The sequence below is a fragment of the Rhodococcus sp. Q genome, assembly GCF_005503035.1.
Lineage (GTDB): Bacteria > Actinomycetota > Actinomycetes > Mycobacteriales > Mycobacteriaceae > Rhodococcus_G.
In genome coordinates this window covers 334529-348800 of the sequence record NZ_SCOY01000002.1, presented here as the reverse complement: position 1 = coordinate 348800, position 14272 = coordinate 334529, and the positions used below count along the sequence as shown (strand labels likewise).

General features: G+C 68.8%; 15 protein-coding genes. All 15 read left to right on the top strand.

Translation table 11 applies throughout. The features are described 5' to 3' along the window. The 15 genes from FFS72_RS03895 to FFS72_RS03825 all read left to right on the top strand — a co-directional run bounded on the left by FFS72_RS03895 (nucleotide 1) and on the right by FFS72_RS03825 (nucleotide 14254). Entirely contained in the window at nucleotides 1-1125 is a 1125-nt protein-coding gene (locus FFS72_RS03895) for a glycosyltransferase family 4 protein (protein WP_050066065.1), read from the top strand. Next, nucleotides 1125-2174, top strand: a complete 1050-nt coding sequence (locus tag FFS72_RS03890; protein ID WP_137872687.1) for an NUDIX hydrolase — start codon at nucleotides 1125-1127, stop codon at nucleotides 2172-2174. Before FFS72_RS03895 ends, FFS72_RS03890 begins: the two co-directional genes overlap by 1 nt. A 131-nt stretch (nucleotides 2175-2305) precedes the next feature. Next, nucleotides 2306-3220 carry a pyridoxal 5'-phosphate synthase lyase subunit PdxS gene (gene pdxS / locus FFS72_RS03885; protein WP_050066063.1) on the top strand — a complete coding sequence of 305 codons (915 nt, stop codon included), beginning with the start codon at nucleotides 2306-2308 and terminating at the stop codon, nucleotides 3218-3220. 91 nt (nucleotides 3221-3311) lie between these two features. Next, complete coding sequence (locus tag FFS72_RS03880) at nucleotides 3312-4139, top strand: acyl-CoA thioesterase (RefSeq protein ID WP_137872686.1); 828 nt, start codon at nucleotides 3312-3314, stop codon at nucleotides 4137-4139. A gap of 33 nt (nucleotides 4140-4172) precedes the next feature. Then, nucleotides 4173-4835 (top strand): pyridoxal 5'-phosphate synthase glutaminase subunit PdxT, encoded by a 663-nt coding sequence (pdxT, locus tag FFS72_RS03875; protein WP_050066256.1) that lies wholly within the window; start codon nucleotides 4173-4175, stop codon nucleotides 4833-4835. Between the two features lie 83 nt (nucleotides 4836-4918). Further along, the gene (locus FFS72_RS03870) at nucleotides 4919-5671 is read left to right on the top strand and encodes a YebC/PmpR family DNA-binding transcriptional regulator (RefSeq protein WP_050066061.1); all 753 of its coding nucleotides are present in this window, start codon (nucleotides 4919-4921) and stop codon (nucleotides 5669-5671) included. Between the two features lie 10 nt (nucleotides 5672-5681). Then, the gene (locus tag FFS72_RS03865; RefSeq protein ID WP_137872685.1) at nucleotides 5682-6092 is read left to right on the top strand and encodes a hypothetical protein; all 411 of its coding nucleotides are present in this window, start codon (nucleotides 5682-5684) and stop codon (nucleotides 6090-6092) included. A gap of 98 nt (nucleotides 6093-6190) precedes the next feature. Next, the gene (ruvC, locus tag FFS72_RS03860) at nucleotides 6191-6775 is read left to right on the top strand and encodes a crossover junction endodeoxyribonuclease RuvC (protein WP_084734337.1); all 585 of its coding nucleotides are present in this window, start codon (nucleotides 6191-6193) and stop codon (nucleotides 6773-6775) included. Then, entirely contained in the window at nucleotides 6772-7371 is a 600-nt protein-coding gene (gene ruvA / locus FFS72_RS03855; RefSeq protein WP_137872684.1) for a Holliday junction branch migration protein RuvA, read from the top strand. The genes ruvC and ruvA overlap by 4 nt, the downstream gene beginning before the upstream one ends. A 14-nt stretch (nucleotides 7372-7385) precedes the next feature. Next, nucleotides 7386-8459 (top strand): Holliday junction branch migration DNA helicase RuvB, encoded by a 1074-nt coding sequence (ruvB, locus tag FFS72_RS03850; RefSeq protein WP_502704074.1) that lies wholly within the window; start codon nucleotides 7386-7388, stop codon nucleotides 8457-8459. Nucleotides 8460-8529: 70 nt separating this feature from the next. Beyond that, nucleotides 8530-8928, top strand: a complete 399-nt coding sequence (gene yajC, locus FFS72_RS03845; protein WP_137872682.1) for a preprotein translocase subunit YajC — start codon at nucleotides 8530-8532, stop codon at nucleotides 8926-8928. 120 nt (nucleotides 8929-9048) lie between these two features. Then, nucleotides 9049-10755 (top strand): protein translocase subunit SecD, encoded by a 1707-nt coding sequence (gene secD / locus FFS72_RS03840; RefSeq protein WP_137872681.1) that lies wholly within the window; start codon nucleotides 9049-9051, stop codon nucleotides 10753-10755. Nucleotides 10756-10757: 2 nt separating this feature from the next. Beyond that, nucleotides 10758-11984, top strand: a complete 1227-nt coding sequence (secF, locus tag FFS72_RS03835) for a protein translocase subunit SecF (RefSeq protein ID WP_171018545.1) — start codon at nucleotides 10758-10760, stop codon at nucleotides 11982-11984. 3 nt (nucleotides 11985-11987) lie between these two features. Further along, entirely contained in the window at nucleotides 11988-13700 is a 1713-nt protein-coding gene (locus FFS72_RS03830; protein WP_137872680.1) for an ABC transporter substrate-binding protein, read from the top strand. Further along, the gene (locus FFS72_RS03825; protein WP_137872679.1) at nucleotides 13697-14254 is read left to right on the top strand and encodes an adenine phosphoribosyltransferase; all 558 of its coding nucleotides are present in this window, start codon (nucleotides 13697-13699) and stop codon (nucleotides 14252-14254) included. The genes FFS72_RS03830 and FFS72_RS03825 overlap by 4 nt, the downstream gene beginning before the upstream one ends. Nucleotides 14255-14272 lie beyond the last annotated feature (18 nt).

Below are 14272 nucleotides of genomic sequence, written 5' to 3'. Positions count from 1 at the left end.
GTGAAGATCGGGATGGTGTGCCCGTACTCGTTCGACGTGCCCGGCGGCGTGCAGGCGCACGTCGTCGAGCTCGCGCACGTGCTGATCGAGCGCGGCCATCGGGTGAGTGTCCTGGCGCCTGCGTCGGACGGAACGGAGCTGCCCGACTTCGTCGTCTCTGCCGGCCGCGCGGTCGCGATTCCCTACAACGGGTCGGTCGCCCGGCTGACGTTCGGGCCGGTCGCGTACGCCCGCGTGCGGCGGTGGATCGCCGACAACGACTTCGACGTGCTGCACATCCACGAGCCGAATGCCCCGAGTCTGTCCATGCTCGCGATGAAGATCGCGGAGGGTCCGATCGTCGCGACTTTCCATACCTCGACGACGAAGTCGTTGGTGCTCAGTACTTTTCAGGGTGTGCTCCAGCCGTATCTGGAGAAGATCTCCGGCCGGATCGCGGTGTCGGAACTCGCTCGCCGCTGGCAGGTCGAGTCGCTCGGTTCGGACGCCGTGGAGATCCCGAACGGTGTCGACGTCTCCGCGTTCGCGGACGCCGCTCCGCTCGACGGCTATCCGCGTGAAGGCGGCACGGTGTTGTTCCTCGGCCGCTACGACGAGCCCCGGAAGGGGATGGCGGTCCTGCTCGGCGCGCTGCCCGCGCTGGTCGAGCGGCACCCCGACCTCCAGGTTCTCGTGGTCGGCCGCGGCGACGAGGACCGGCTGCTCAAGGAGGCCGGTCGGTACGCGAAACACCTGAGGTTGCTCGGGCAGGTCAGCGACGAGGAGAAGGCGTCGGCGTTGCGGTCCGCCGACGTGTACTGCGCTCCGAATCTCGGTGGTGAGTCATTCGGCATCGTGCTGGTCGAGGCGATGGCGGCGGGCACCGCCGTGGTGGCGAGCGAACTCGACGCGTTCCGGAGGGTGCTCCGGGACGGGACCGCCGGAATCCTGACTCCGATCGGTGACTCCGCCGCGCTGGCCGCGGCAGTCGACGGACTGCTGTCCGATCCCGACCGGCGCCGTGCACTCGTCGGCGTCGCCACCGAGGTTGTCGCCGAGTACGACTGGCCGGTGGTGGCCGAACAGATCCTGCGGGTGTACGAGACGGTCACCATCGGTGCGCGCGGCGTGCGGGTGGAGGCGTGATGACCTTCTCCGCGACGACGATCCTCGTCATCGCGCTCGTCGTCGCGATACTCGTCGCGGTCGCGGTGTGGGCATACGGCACCGCGAACCGCCTCGACCGGTTGCACGTTCGCTCCGATCTCTCGTGGCAGGCGCTCGACGCGGCACTCGCACGCAGAGCGGTGGTGGCGCGCGCGGTGGCCGCCGCGGTGGTCCCGACGGGATACGCGTTCGGATCCGCGCCACGCCCGGAACTGGACGGAGAACGGTTGGCGGCGTTGGCCGATCAGGCCGAGCGGGCCGACCGCGCTGAGCGTGAGTCCACCGAGAACCGCCTGTCCGCCGCGCTGGTCGCGGTGCCGAGCGCGGCGCTGCCACCGCAGTTGGTGGCGGAACTAGCCGACGCCGAGGCTCGGGTGCTCATCGCACGCCGGTTCCACAACGACGCGGTCCGCGACACGCTCGCGCTGCGCACCCGCAGGCCGGTTCGCTGGCTGCACCTGGGCGGTACCGCGCCGCTTCCGACGTACTTCGAGATCGCCGAACGCCCCACCACCTCGGCGGGCGCGGGTGTCGACGAGATGCGAACCTCGGCACGCGTGGTGTTGCTCGACGAGGACGGGCGAGTGCTGCTGCTGCGCGGGCACGACCCGAAGGTCCCGGACGTGCACTTCTGGTTCACGATCGGCGGCGGTGTCGAGCAGGGGGAGACGCTGCGGGAGGCCGCGGTCCGAGAGATCCGGGAGGAGACGGGTCTCCACGTGGACGCCTCCTCGCTTCGTGGGCCGATCTGGCGGCGGGTCGCGGTGTTCCCGTACGACGGCGAGGTGATTCGCTCCGAGGAGTTGTTCTTCGTGTTGCGGCGCGCCGCGTTCAGTCCACAGCGCGGTGGGTTCACCGAGCAGGAACGTCGGGCGATCACCGACCACCGCTGGTGTACCGCGGACGACATGCGGGCCATCGCGGCAGGTGGTGAGGTGGTCTACCCGACCGAGTTGCCCGACCTGCTGGCCGAGGCCGGGGACGTCGCTGCGAAAGAAGAGGACCCGGGGGTCCGTTCCATTCGCTGACCGGGCGATGAGACACGGACGCCCACGTCATAGGATTGGGGTACCCGAGCGTGGTCGTTACGAGGAATACGTGAGACCGGACCACGTCGCGGGCGTTTCCCGATACAGGTCACTACCGATGGAGTCATGCCGTGAGCACCCCAGAAACCCCCGCTGCTTCGCTTGCCCAGGTCGGCACGGCCCGCGTCAAGCGTGGGATGGCCGAGATGCTCAAGGGCGGGGTCATCATGGACGTCGTCACCCCGGACCAGGCGAAGATCGCCGAGGACGCGGGCGCCGTCGCCGTGATGGCACTCGAGCGTGTCCCGGCTGACATCCGCGCCCAGGGCGGCGTGTCCCGCATGAGCGACCCCGACATGATCGACGGCATCATCTCTGCGGTCTCGATCCCGGTGATGGCGAAGGCCCGCATCGGCCACTTCGTCGAGGCGCAGATCCTGCAGTCCCTCGGAGTCGACTACATCGACGAGTCCGAGGTCCTGACGCCGGCCGACTACGCCAACCACATCGACAAGTGGAAGTTCACCGTTCCCTTCGTGTGTGGCGCCACCAACCTGGGTGAGGCCCTGCGCCGGATCACCGAGGGCGCGGCGATGATCCGCTCGAAGGGTGAGGCCGGCACCGGAGACGTCTCCAACGCCACCACCCACATGCGGACCCTCGGCGCGGAGATCCGTCGCCTCGGGTCGATGAGCGAGGACGAGCTGTACGTGGCGGCCAAGGAGCTGCAGGCACCGTACGAGCTGGTCGTCGAGGTCGCAAAGGAGGGCAAGCTGCCCGTCACGCTGTTCACCGCCGGTGGCATCGCGACCCCGGCCGACGCCGCGATGATGATGCAGCTCGGCGCCGAGGGCGTCTTCGTCGGATCGGGCATCTTCAAGTCCGGCAACCCGGCCGAGCGTGCCGCGGCGATCGTGAAGGCCACCACCTTCTTCGACGACCCGGACGTCCTCGCGAAGGTCTCGCGCGGCCTCGGTGAGGCGATGGTCGGCATCAACGTCGACGAGATCCCGCAGCCGCACCGGCTCGCCGAGCGCGGTTGGTGACCCGCACGCAGTGATCGACGACGGCCCCGCATACCTGATGCGGGGCCGTCGCATTGCTAGGTTGAGCACCTGCCGGAAGAGGGGACACGCCATGTCGTCGATCGAAGAGATCCTCGAACTCGAACAGCTCGAGAAGGACATCTTCCGGGGGATCGTGGCCGACACGATGCTCACCCGCACGTTCGGTGGCCAGGTGGCCGGACAGGCGCTCGTCTCCGCTGTCCGCACGGTTGACGCGCAGTACCGCGTGCACTCCCTGCACGGCTATTTCCTTCGCCCGGGGAACCCCACGATCCCGACCGTGTTCCTCGTCGACCGCATCCGCGACGGCCGTTCCTTCTGCACCCGCCGCGTCACCGGGGTGCAGGACGGGCAGGCGATCTTCACGATGTCGGCGTCGTTCCACGTCGGGGACGTCGGTATCGAGCACGCCGACCGGATGCCTCCCGTCCCGGACCCGGACGAACTTCCCGACACCGCCCGCTCGGTGGAGGAGCTGTCGTGGGAGTACCGCGAGTGGGCGGACTGGGACCTGCGGTTCGTCCCGCAGGAGCAGATCGCCCGCAGGCCGGGCGTGCCCGCGCAGCAGCAGGTGTGGTTCCGGTACCGCGGCACGCTGCCCGAGGACCCCGTCTTCCACATCTGCACGCTGGCGTACATGTCCGACATGACCCTGCTCGGGTCGGCGCAGGTGCCGCACGCCGACGTACGGGTGCAGCAGGCGTCGCTCGACCACGCACTGTGGTTCCTTCGTCCGTTCCGCGCCGACGAGTGGTTGCTGTACGACCAGTCGTCGCCCTCGGCCGGTTTCGGCCGCGCCCTCACCCAGGGACGCATCTTCGACCGGTCCGGTGACCTGGTCGCCGCGGTGGTTCAGGAGGGTCTGACCCGCCTGCTGCGCAACCCAGAGAGTGAGTGAACAATCTTTACCGACAATGTGATTGGATCCGTCATCGACACCGCGCACGTCCCGGGGGATCCCACCCCGGTCGAACCCGACCGCCGACCCGTGATCGGGGTGCTCGCCCTGCAGGGTGACGTCCGGGAGCACATCGCGGCACTGCGCGCGTCCGGCGCCGAGGCCGTCACCGTCCGGCGGAGCAGTGAACTCGCCGCTGTCGACGGGCTGGTGATCCCCGGCGGCGAGTCGACGACGATGAGCCGACTGCTGGTGGTCTTCGACCTGCTCGAACCGCTGCGCCAACGTCTCCGCGAGGGTATGCCCGCCTACGGATCCTGCGCGGGGATGATCCTGCTCGCCTCCGAGATCCTCGACACCCGCCCGGACGCACAGTGCCTGTCGGGTCTGGACATCACGGTGCGGCGCAATGCCTTCGGACGGCAGGTCGACTCGTTCGAGGAGGACCTAGACTTCGCGGGTGTTGCGGGCGCCCCGATGCGGGCCGTGTTCATCCGCGCGCCGTGGGTCGAGCGCGTGGGGGAGAGCGTCGAGGTCCTGGCAACCGTGCCGGAGGGACCGGCCGCGGGCCGCGTCGTCGCGGTACGTCAGGGCGGTGTTCTGGCGACGTCGTTCCACCCCGAAGTGACCGGCGATCGACGCGTGCACGAACTGTTCGTCGGCATGGTCCGCGAGGCGCTGGTCTCGCGCGGGTAAACTGGCGCTACTGTGTGCTTCCTGCCGTGGCCGCCTCGCTGCTGCGGGCGCACCCAAACACACCGGGAAGAGGGAATTCACGCATGAGCGGCCACTCCAAATGGGCCACCACCAAGCACAAGAAGGCTGCGATCGACGCCAAGCGCGGCAAGGCCTTCGCGAAGCTGATCAAGAACATCGAGGTGGCGGCGCGGACCGGTGGTGGTGACCCGGCCGGTAACCCGACGCTGTACGACGCCATCCAGAAGGCGAAGAAGACGTCCGTCCCGAACGACAACATCGAGCGTGCGCGCAAGCGCGGCGCCGGTGAAGAAGCGGGCGGCGCCGACTGGCAGACCATCATGTACGAGGGCTACGGCCCCAACGGTGTCGCCGTGCTCATCGAGTGCCTCACCGACAACCGCAACCGTGCCGCGGGCGAGGTCCGGACCGCGATGACCCGCAACGGCGGCAACATGGCGGACCCCGGTTCGGTGTCGTACCTGTTCACCCGCAAGGGCGTCGTGCTCCTCGACAAGGCAGGCCGTTCCGAGGACGAGATCCTCGAGGTCGTGCTCGAGGCGGGCGCCGAGGAGATCAACGACCTGGGCGACCAGTTCGAGATCGTGTCCGAGGCCGGTGACCTGATCGCGGTGCGTACCGCACTCGTCGACGCGGGTATCGACTACGACGCCGCCGATCCCGACTTCCGTGCTTCGGTCGAGGTCCCCGTCGACGTCGAGGGCGCCCGCAAGGTGTTCAAGCTCGTCGACGCGCTCGAGGAATCCGACGACGTGCAGAACGTCTACACCAACGTCGACGTCTCCGACGAGGTCCTCGCCGAGCTCGACGCCTGAGGCCGGGCCGGTGCGATTCCGGGACGACCGGAACGTTCGGTGGAGCGTCCGCCGCCGATGGCTGCCGTGGCGGCGGCGGGCGTCCGTGCCGGACTGGGGTCCCGGCTTCGACGGCAGCTCACTCGGGGACGACCCGATCAGCGCCGTCATCGGCATCGTGCTGGCGGTCCTGATGCTGCCGGTTCTGCTGCTGGCGCTGGTCGTCGGCCTCGAGTTCCTGCTGCTCTTGCTGCTGGTCCCCGTCTGGGTGTTCATGCGGGCCCTGTTCGGGCTGCCGTGGACAGTGGTGACACGGCGGGACGGGAAGGTCGTCCACGAGGAGGCGGTTCGCGGCTGGCGGGAGTCGGCCGACCGGATCGAGGCCATCGCCGCCCAACTCCGGGACGGCCGCGACCTGGCAGCCATCCGGTCGAACCGCTGACCGGCGGACCGTGTTGGTCCGCGGTCTTGTCACCGCACGCGCCTATACTCTCGAACAACTGTTCGTAGCGGCTGTGAGTCTTGGCGAGAGGTGGGCACGTGCGGGTGATGGGTGTCGACCCCGGGCTGACGCGGTGCGGTATCGCGCTGGTGGAGTCCGGGCGCGGCAGGCAGGTGACCGCGCTCGACGTCGACGTGGTGCGCACCCCGGCGGACATGGATCTGGCGCTGCGCTTGAACTCCGTGTACGACGCGGCGTGCCACTGGATGGACGTGCACGGCCCCGAAGTCGTGGCGATCGAACGCGTCTTCGCGCAGCATCAGGTCTCGACCGCCATGGGGACCGCCCAGGCGGGTGGTGTCATCGCGCTCGCCGCGAGTCAGCGGGGTGTGCCGGTCCGGTTCCACACGCCTTCGGAGGTCAAGGCGGCGGTGACCGGCAACGGGCGCGCCGACAAGGCGCAGGTCACCGCGATGGTGACCCGCATTCTCGGCCTGCAGGAGGCGCCTCGGCCCGCGGACGCCGCCGATGCGCTCGCACTGGCCATCTGCCACTGTTGGCGAGCACCGATGATCGAGCGAATGGCGCGCGCCGAGGCTGCGGCGGCCGACCAGAAGAGACGGTACGAGGCGCGTCTCGCGGAACTGAACAGGTCCAGGGTGAAGAAGGCAGGTACACGATGATCGCGTCCGTACGGGGCGAGGTTCTGGAGATCGCACTCGACCATGTGGTGATCGAGGCCGCGGGTGTCGGATACCGGCTCAACGCGACTCCGGCGACGATCGCGACCCTGCAGCGCGGCGCCGACGCCCGCCTGGTCACCGCGATGATCGTCCGCGAGGACTCGATGACGCTGTACGGCTTCCACGACACGGAGTCCCGCGACCTGTTCGGTCTGCTGCAGACGGTGTCCGGTGTCGGCCCTCGGCTGGCGATGGCGACCCTCGCGGTCCTCGAGCCCGAGGCGCTGCGCAAGGCACTCGCCGAGGGCAACGTCACCGCGCTGACCCGCGTACCCGGCATCGGCAAGCGCGGCGCCGAACGCATGGTCGTCGAGTTGCGGGACAAGGTCGAGGCCGTACCCGTGGCGCCGGGGTCGCCGACGGGCGCGCCCGCCGCGGGGCCCATCCGCGACCAGATCGTCGAGGCACTCGTCGGCCTCGGGTTCCCGCTGAAGCAGGCCGAGCCTGCGACGGATTCGGTACTCGCCGCCGACCCCGACGCCGACACCTCCCGCGCGTTGCGAGCCGCGCTCGCACTGCTGGGTAAGACGCGGTGAGCGACGACGACGGGATCGAGTTCGGCGATCCCGCGCAATCGCAGGTATCGGCCGAGCTGGTCGCCGGCGACGGCGACATCGAGGCGAGCCTGCGTCCGTCGTCCCTCGACGACTTCATCGGCCAGCCCCGCGTTCGGGAGCAGCTCCAGCTCGTGCTCGCGGGTGCCAAGATGCGCGGCGGCACCCCTGACCACATTCTGCTGTCGGGGCCTCCCGGCCTCGGCAAGACCTCGATGGCAATGATCATCGCCACGGAACTCGGTACGTCGTTGCGTCTGACGTCCGGTCCCGCGCTCGAACGGGCCGGCGACCTCGCGGCGATGCTGAGCAACCTGGTCGAGGGCGACGTGCTGTTCATCGACGAGATCCACCGCATCGCCCGTCCGGCGGAGGAGATGCTGTACCTGGCGATGGAGGACTTCCGCGTCGACGTCGTCGTCGGAAAGGGGCCGGGCGCCACATCCATTCCGCTGGAGGTCGCCCCGTTCACCCTCGTGGGCGCGACGACCAGGTCGGGCGCGCTCACCGGGCCGCTGCGGGACCGGTTCGGGTTCACCGCGCACATGGACTTCTACGATCCGCCGGAGCTGCAGCGAATCCTGTTGCGCTCGGCCGGGATTCTCGGTGTGCACCTCGGAGACGAGGCGAGCGCGGAGATTGCCGGGCGGTCCCGCGGCACCCCGCGTATCGCGAACCGGCTGCTGCGTCGCGTCCGAGACTTCGCGGACGTGCGCGCCGACGGGGTCATCACCCGCGACGTCGCCCGGGCGGCACTGGCCGTGTACGACGTCGACCAACTCGGACTCGACCGGCTGGACCGGGCGGTGCTCAGCGCATTGGTGCGGAGCTTCGGCGGGGGACCGGTCGGTGTCTCGACGCTCGCGGTCGCGGTGGGTGAGGAGCCCGGAACCGTCGAGGAAGTGTGCGAACCCTTCCTCGTGCGGGCAGGCCTGGTCGCCCGCACTCCGCGTGGTCGCGTCGCGACGGCCGCCGCGTGGGAATGGCTCGGGCTGACGCCACCGCCGGAGGCCGCGTCCGGCGGGATCGAGGTGCGTGTGAATGAACCGCAGCAGGCGCTGCGGGAGTAGTGGCAGACTGTGTGGCGGGCCGGTCCACACGGGACCGGACACGGATGACCCTCAAGGACTGACTTCAACGATGGAATTGCTGTTCCCGCTCCTGATTCTCGCCCTGCTGGTACCGATGTTCCTCGGTATCCGCCGTCAGAAGAAGGAGATGGCGAAGACCGCGGAACTGCAGGATTCGCTCAGTGTCGGTGACCGCGTCATGACGACCGCGGGTCTGTACGGCACGGTGGAGGCCCTCGGTGAGTCCACCGTCGACCTCGAGATCGCGCCGGGCGTGGTGTCCACCTGGTCCCGCATGGTCATCCGTGAACTCGTCACCGAAGACGCCGACGATCTCGACGACGATGACGATGTCGACGAAAGCGACAATGCCGACGTGAACGGCCATGCCGACACCCCCGGCGACGGCGCGGCGACCACTCTCGAGGAAACTCCCGAGCAGACGCAGCGGCGCCTCGACAAGGAATGAACCGATCGCATCCCGCTGCCGAGTGATCACACACTCGGCAGCGGTCGTGTGTAGGGCCGACGGTCCGCACTCCACTGCGGCTTCCGTGGCGGTACCGAGCAACTAGGAGAACAACGGATCGTGGCATCACCCAGCGGAGCCGTCCGGCCTGCGCGTTCGCTCGTGATCTTCGGGCTGATCGTCGCCGCGCTGTACGCGCTCGTCTTCTTCACCGGGGACAAATCACCGACCCCGAAGCTCGGCATCGACCTGCAGGGCGGCACGCGTGTCACCCTGACGGCGCGGACGCCGGACGGCAGCACTCCCAGCCAGGACAGCCTGCGCCGTGCGCAGGAGATCATCGAGACGCGTGTGAACGGTCTCGGCGTGTCCGGCTCCGAGGTCGTCATCGACGGCGACAACCTGGTGATCACCGTTCCCGGTGACGACAGTGCGCAGGCCCGCACCCTGGGTCAGACGGCGCGTCTGTACATCCGGCCGGTGCTCGGATCGCAGGCAGCCGGAGGCGCGCAGCCCGCGCCTGCGACGACTCCGGAGGGGACCACGGCGCCCGCGGCCACCGAGCCCCCGGCTGCTCCGGAGGCGACGGAGGCCCCCGCGCCGCAGAACCGTCCGTTCCCGGCACAGGCACAGGAACCGACCACCGAGGCTCCTGCGACCACCGAGGCTCCCGCGACCGAGGCGCCTGCTCCCGAGGCAACCGATCAGACCGACGAAGCGGCCGGGGAGATCGCCGAGGCCAAGGCGACCCGCCAGAGCACCGATCCGGCCGTGCAGCAGCAGGCGATGGCCACGCTCGACTGCAACGCCTCCGATCCGCTGCAGGGCAACGACGACCCGACGCTCCCTCTCGTGGCGTGCTCCACGGACGGCACGACCGTTTACCTGCTCGGGCCGAGCATCATCGACGGCCAGGACATCTCCGATGCCTCGTCGGCCTTCAACTCGCAGCAGGCACGCCATGAGGTGTCCCTGACCTTCAAGTCGGATGCGAGCAGCACCTGGGCGCAGTTCACGGCGGCGAACATCGGCAAGCAGGCCGCGTTCACCCTCGACTCGAAGGTCGTCAGCGCTCCGGTCATCCAGGGCGCGACGCCCGCGGGCAGCGCGACCTCGATCACCGGCAACTTCACGGCCACGACCGCGAAGGAACTGGCCAACACCCTCAAGTACGGCTCGCTGCCGCTCTCGTTCGAGGCATCGGAGGCGGAAACGGTGTCCGCGACCCTCGGTCTCGCGTCGTTGGAGGCCGGCCTGATCGCGGGCGCGATCGGTCTCGTGCTGGTGTTGCTGTACTGCCTGATCTACTACCGGATGCTCGGCGTCCTCACCGCACTGTCGCTGATCCTGTCGGGTCTGTTGGTGTACGCGATCATGGTTCTGCTGGGCCGCTACATCGGGTTCACCCTCGACCTCGCGGGTATCGCCGGTCTGATCATCGGTATCGGCATGACCGCGGACTCGTTCGTCGTCTACTTCGAACGCATCAAGGACGAGATGCGGGAGGGACGTAGCTTCCGGTCCGCGGTTCCTCGTGGTTGGGCGCGGGCGCGACGGACCATCCTGTCCGGCAACGCCGTGAGCTTCATCGCCGCTGCCGTCCTGTACGTCCTCGCGGTCGGTCAGGTGCGCGGGTTCGCGTTCACCCTCGGTTTGACCACGATCCTCGACGTGATCGTCGTGTTCCTCGTGACGCATCCGCTGGTCCATCTCGCGTCCAAGTCGGCCTTCTGGTCGAAGCCGAGCGTCAACGGCCTCGGTGCCGTGACCGAGGTGGCACGTGAACGCAAGACTGCGGCCGCTGCGGCGCAGGCGAAGGAGTCCTGATCATGACGAACCCCCAGGGACCCACCGGATCGGGAACCGACACGGCCACCGCGAATCTGGCCGACGACACCGTCGACCAGACGTCGCTGCCCAAGCACGGGCTGTTCTCGCGCCTCTACACCGGCACCGGCGCCTTCGACATCGTGGGCAAGCGCCGGATGTACTACGGGATCGTCGCGGCGCTGGTCCTGATCTCGCTCGCCAGCATGGTTTTCCGCGGATTCTCGCTCGGCATCGACTTCGAGGGTGGTTCGCGCATCCAGTTCCCGGCGGCTTCTGGCGCCACCACGGAACAGGTCGAGGACGTGTACGCCGACACCCTCGGTGAGGATCCCGTATCGGTGCAGACGGTCGGCACCGGTGACAGCTCGACCATCCAGATCCGGTCGGTGGCGCTCGACGCCCGCCAGACCGCGGAACTCCAGAACGCGCTGTTCGACGCCTTCCAGCCGGAGGATCAGAACGGCCAGCCGAGCAAGAATGCGATCAGCATCGCGGACGTCAGTGAGACGTGGGGCAGCCAGATCACCAAGAAGGCGTTGATCGCCCTCGTGGTGTTCCTGGTGATCGTCAGCATCTACATCGGAGTCCGCTTCGAGCGGGACATGGCGATCGCCGCGATCATCGCCCTGTTCTTCGACATGGTCGTGACCGCGGGCGCGTACTCGCTGGTCGGCCTCGAGGTCACTCCCGCCACGGTGATCGGCTTCCTGACGATTCTCGGTTTCTCGCTGTACGACACCGTCGTCGTGTTCGACAAGGTCGAGGAGAACACGCGAGGCGTGCTGCACACGACGAGGCGGACGTACGCGGAGCAGGCGAACCTCGCGGTGAACCAGACGCTGATGCGGTCGATCAACACCACGCTGATCAGCGTGCTGCCGGTCATCGGCCTGCTCGTCGTCGCCGTCGGCCTGCTCGGTGTCGGCACCCTGAAGGACCTGGCGGTCGTTCAGCTCGTGGGCATCATCGTCGGCGCGTTCTCGTCGATCTTCTTCGCGACGCCGATGCTGGTGTCGATCAAGGAGCGGTGGGGTCCGGTCGCGGCGCACACCCGCAAGGTCGCGGCGCGCCGCGCCGAGCGTGCTGCACGGTCCGGCGGGTCGAATTCGGTTTCCGGGGTCGCACTGGCAGGCTCGGGTGGGTCGGCGCCCGTGTTGCGTCACACCGCCGAGGCGCCCAAACCGGGTGCCCGGCCGACCGGAAAGCGCAACAAGAAGAGGCAGTAGAGCATGGTGACCTGGTGGGGTTTCGGCCACTCCCGCGGCAGGCGCGCCTCGGCGGTGGCCGCCACCTTCGCACTGATCGCGACCGGCGCGGCCTGTTCCTCCCCGGAGGATCAGGTTCCGTCGATCGGGTACGCGATCGACAACGTCGTCACCACCTACAACGCCAACACCGTCGATGGTGCGGCGAGTGGCGCGAGGCAGGCGTTCGTCCGGGTGCTGCCGGGGCTGAGCTACATCGGGCCGGAGGGTACGGCGCTGTCGGATGGTGACATGGGGACGGCGAACACCGTTCCCGGCGACACACTGACCGTCGGCTACCGGCTCAACCCGGACGCCGTCTACTCGGACGGCGTCCCGGTCACGTGCGACGACCTCGTGCTCGCGTGGGCGGCGAGCAGTGGCAGGTTCGGGCAGTTCCGGTCCGCGAGTCGGGCCGGGTACGCGGACATCGACCGTGTCGACTGCCAGCCCGGGTCGAAAGATGCGACCGTGGTGTTCAAACCGGGCCGGGCGTACGCCGAGTGGCCCGCCCTGTTCGGGGCGACGGCGTTGATGCCGTCGCATGTCGCTGGTCGGGTCGCGAACGTTCCGGACGTCGTGGGCGCGGTGTCCTCGGGTGACCCGGACGCGATCGGCAGGCTCGCCGAGTTCTGGAACAACGGGTGGAATCTCGTCCCGGGACAGGCGGATCCGGCGTTGTTCCCGTCGTCCGGTCCGTACCGGCTCGATTCGGTCGGCGAGAACGGCGAGGTGGTGCTCGTCGCGAACGAACGCTGGTGGGGCAATTCGCCCGGTACGGAGCGGATCGTGGTGTGGCCCAAGAACTCCGATCTGCCGTCGCACCTCGAATCGAGTGATCTCGATGTCGTCGACACGGCGGCGGGTGGGATCGAGGGATTGTCGCCGGGTGACGGCTACGACACGACCACGGCGCCCGGCCGCAGCAGCGAGCAGCTCGTGCTGGCGACGACAGGTGTCTTCGCGTCCGCCGATGCCCGCCGCGCCTTCGCGTCCTGCGTTCCTCGTCAGCGACTGTTCGACGAGTACGGGCATCCGGGCTTCGACAAGTCGTCAGGGTTGGGCTCGGGGGTCCTCGATTCCCGGCTCGCCCAGCAGGACATGCTGATCTATCCGACCGCAGCGGGTGTCGCCGACGGCCGCTACCGCGAGCCCGACGTCGACGCGGCGCGACGGTCGATGGATGCGTCCGGTCAGGGAGAGGTCACCGTTCGCATCGGCTATCTCGCCCCGGACCGGCGTCGGGCCGACATCGTCGCCGCGATCGCGGAGGCGTGTGCTCCGGCGGACATCACCGTCGAGGACGCCGGCTCACCGGACTGGACGCCGGGGGCGCTCGGTTCGGGCGCACTCGACGCGGTCCTCGCAGGCACGGCAGGGGCGCAGGGGTCCGCAGGCGTCGATTCGCTCGTGACCCCGGCGTATTCGCTCGCGATCGGAAATGGCACGAACCTGGGAGGCTTCGTCAACGGCCGCGTCACCGAGATCGCCGACCAACTCGCGGTCGACACCTCGGACGGGAGTCGCCTCAATCTCACCACGGAGGCCGAGAACATCCTGTGGTCCGAGATGCCGACGATTCCACTGTTCGCGGCCCCACGCAGCATCTCGATCGCGCACGGTATGCACGCGGCGGTGCCGAATTCCACGATCGCCGGTTCTGGCTGGAACATGGATCGGTGGATACTTCTCAGGTGAGCACCGATCTTCCCGGCGCAGCCGGCGCCGTTTCCCTGGCATCCGAGGATGTCGCACGCCTGATCCGATGGGCCGACGACTTCCCGCAGTCGGGCGTCCGGTTCGCCGACCTGACGCCCGTCTTCGCGGATGCGGACGCGTTCCGTGACGTCGTGGATGCACTGGTCGCGGTCGGCAGGCACGCCGACCTCGTCGCCGGTATCGACGCCCGCGGGTTCCTGCTCGGCGCGGGCGCGGCGCGGGCGATGGGAGCCGGGGTGCTCGCGGTGCGCAAGGCAGGCAAGCTGCCGCCGCCGGTCCATTCGTGTTCCTACTCGCTCGAGTACGGCACCGCGACGCTGGAGATTCCCGCCGACGGGATCGACCTGACCGGTCGTCGCGTGCTGGTCATCGACGACGTGCTCGCCACGGGCGGCACACTCGGCGCGGCCGTGGAACTGCTGGAAGCGGCGGGTGCCGAGGTCGTCTCGGTCGCGGTGGTCCTCGAACTGGAGGCTCTCGGCGGACGCGGCAGGCTGCCGGATCGCCCGCTGACGTCGCTGCTCACGATCTGAGGACTAAGGTTGTTGCGG

Bases quoted from the DNA above. Each gene is read 5' to 3' on its own strand.
- FFS72_RS03830 (WP_137872680.1), top strand. From the start codon at position 11,988: ATGGTGACCTGGTGGGGTTTCGGCCACTCCCGCGGCAGGCGCGCCTCG.
- yajC (WP_137872682.1), top strand. From the start codon at position 8,530: ATGGAATTGCTGTTCCCGCTCCTGATTCTCGCCCTGCTGGTACCGATG.
- FFS72_RS03870 (WP_050066061.1), top strand. From the start codon at position 4,919: ATGAGCGGCCACTCCAAATGGGCCACCACCAAGCACAAGAAGGCTGCG.
- secF (WP_171018545.1), top strand. From the start codon at position 10,758: ATGACGAACCCCCAGGGACCCACCGGATCGGGAACCGACACGGCCACC.
- ruvA (WP_137872684.1), top strand. From the start codon at position 6,772: ATGATCGCGTCCGTACGGGGCGAGGTTCTGGAGATCGCACTCGACCAT.
- FFS72_RS03890 (WP_137872687.1), top strand. From the start codon at position 1,125: ATGACCTTCTCCGCGACGACGATCCTCGTCATCGCGCTCGTCGTCGCG.
- FFS72_RS03880 (WP_137872686.1), top strand. From the start codon at position 3,312: ATGTCGTCGATCGAAGAGATCCTCGAACTCGAACAGCTCGAGAAGGAC.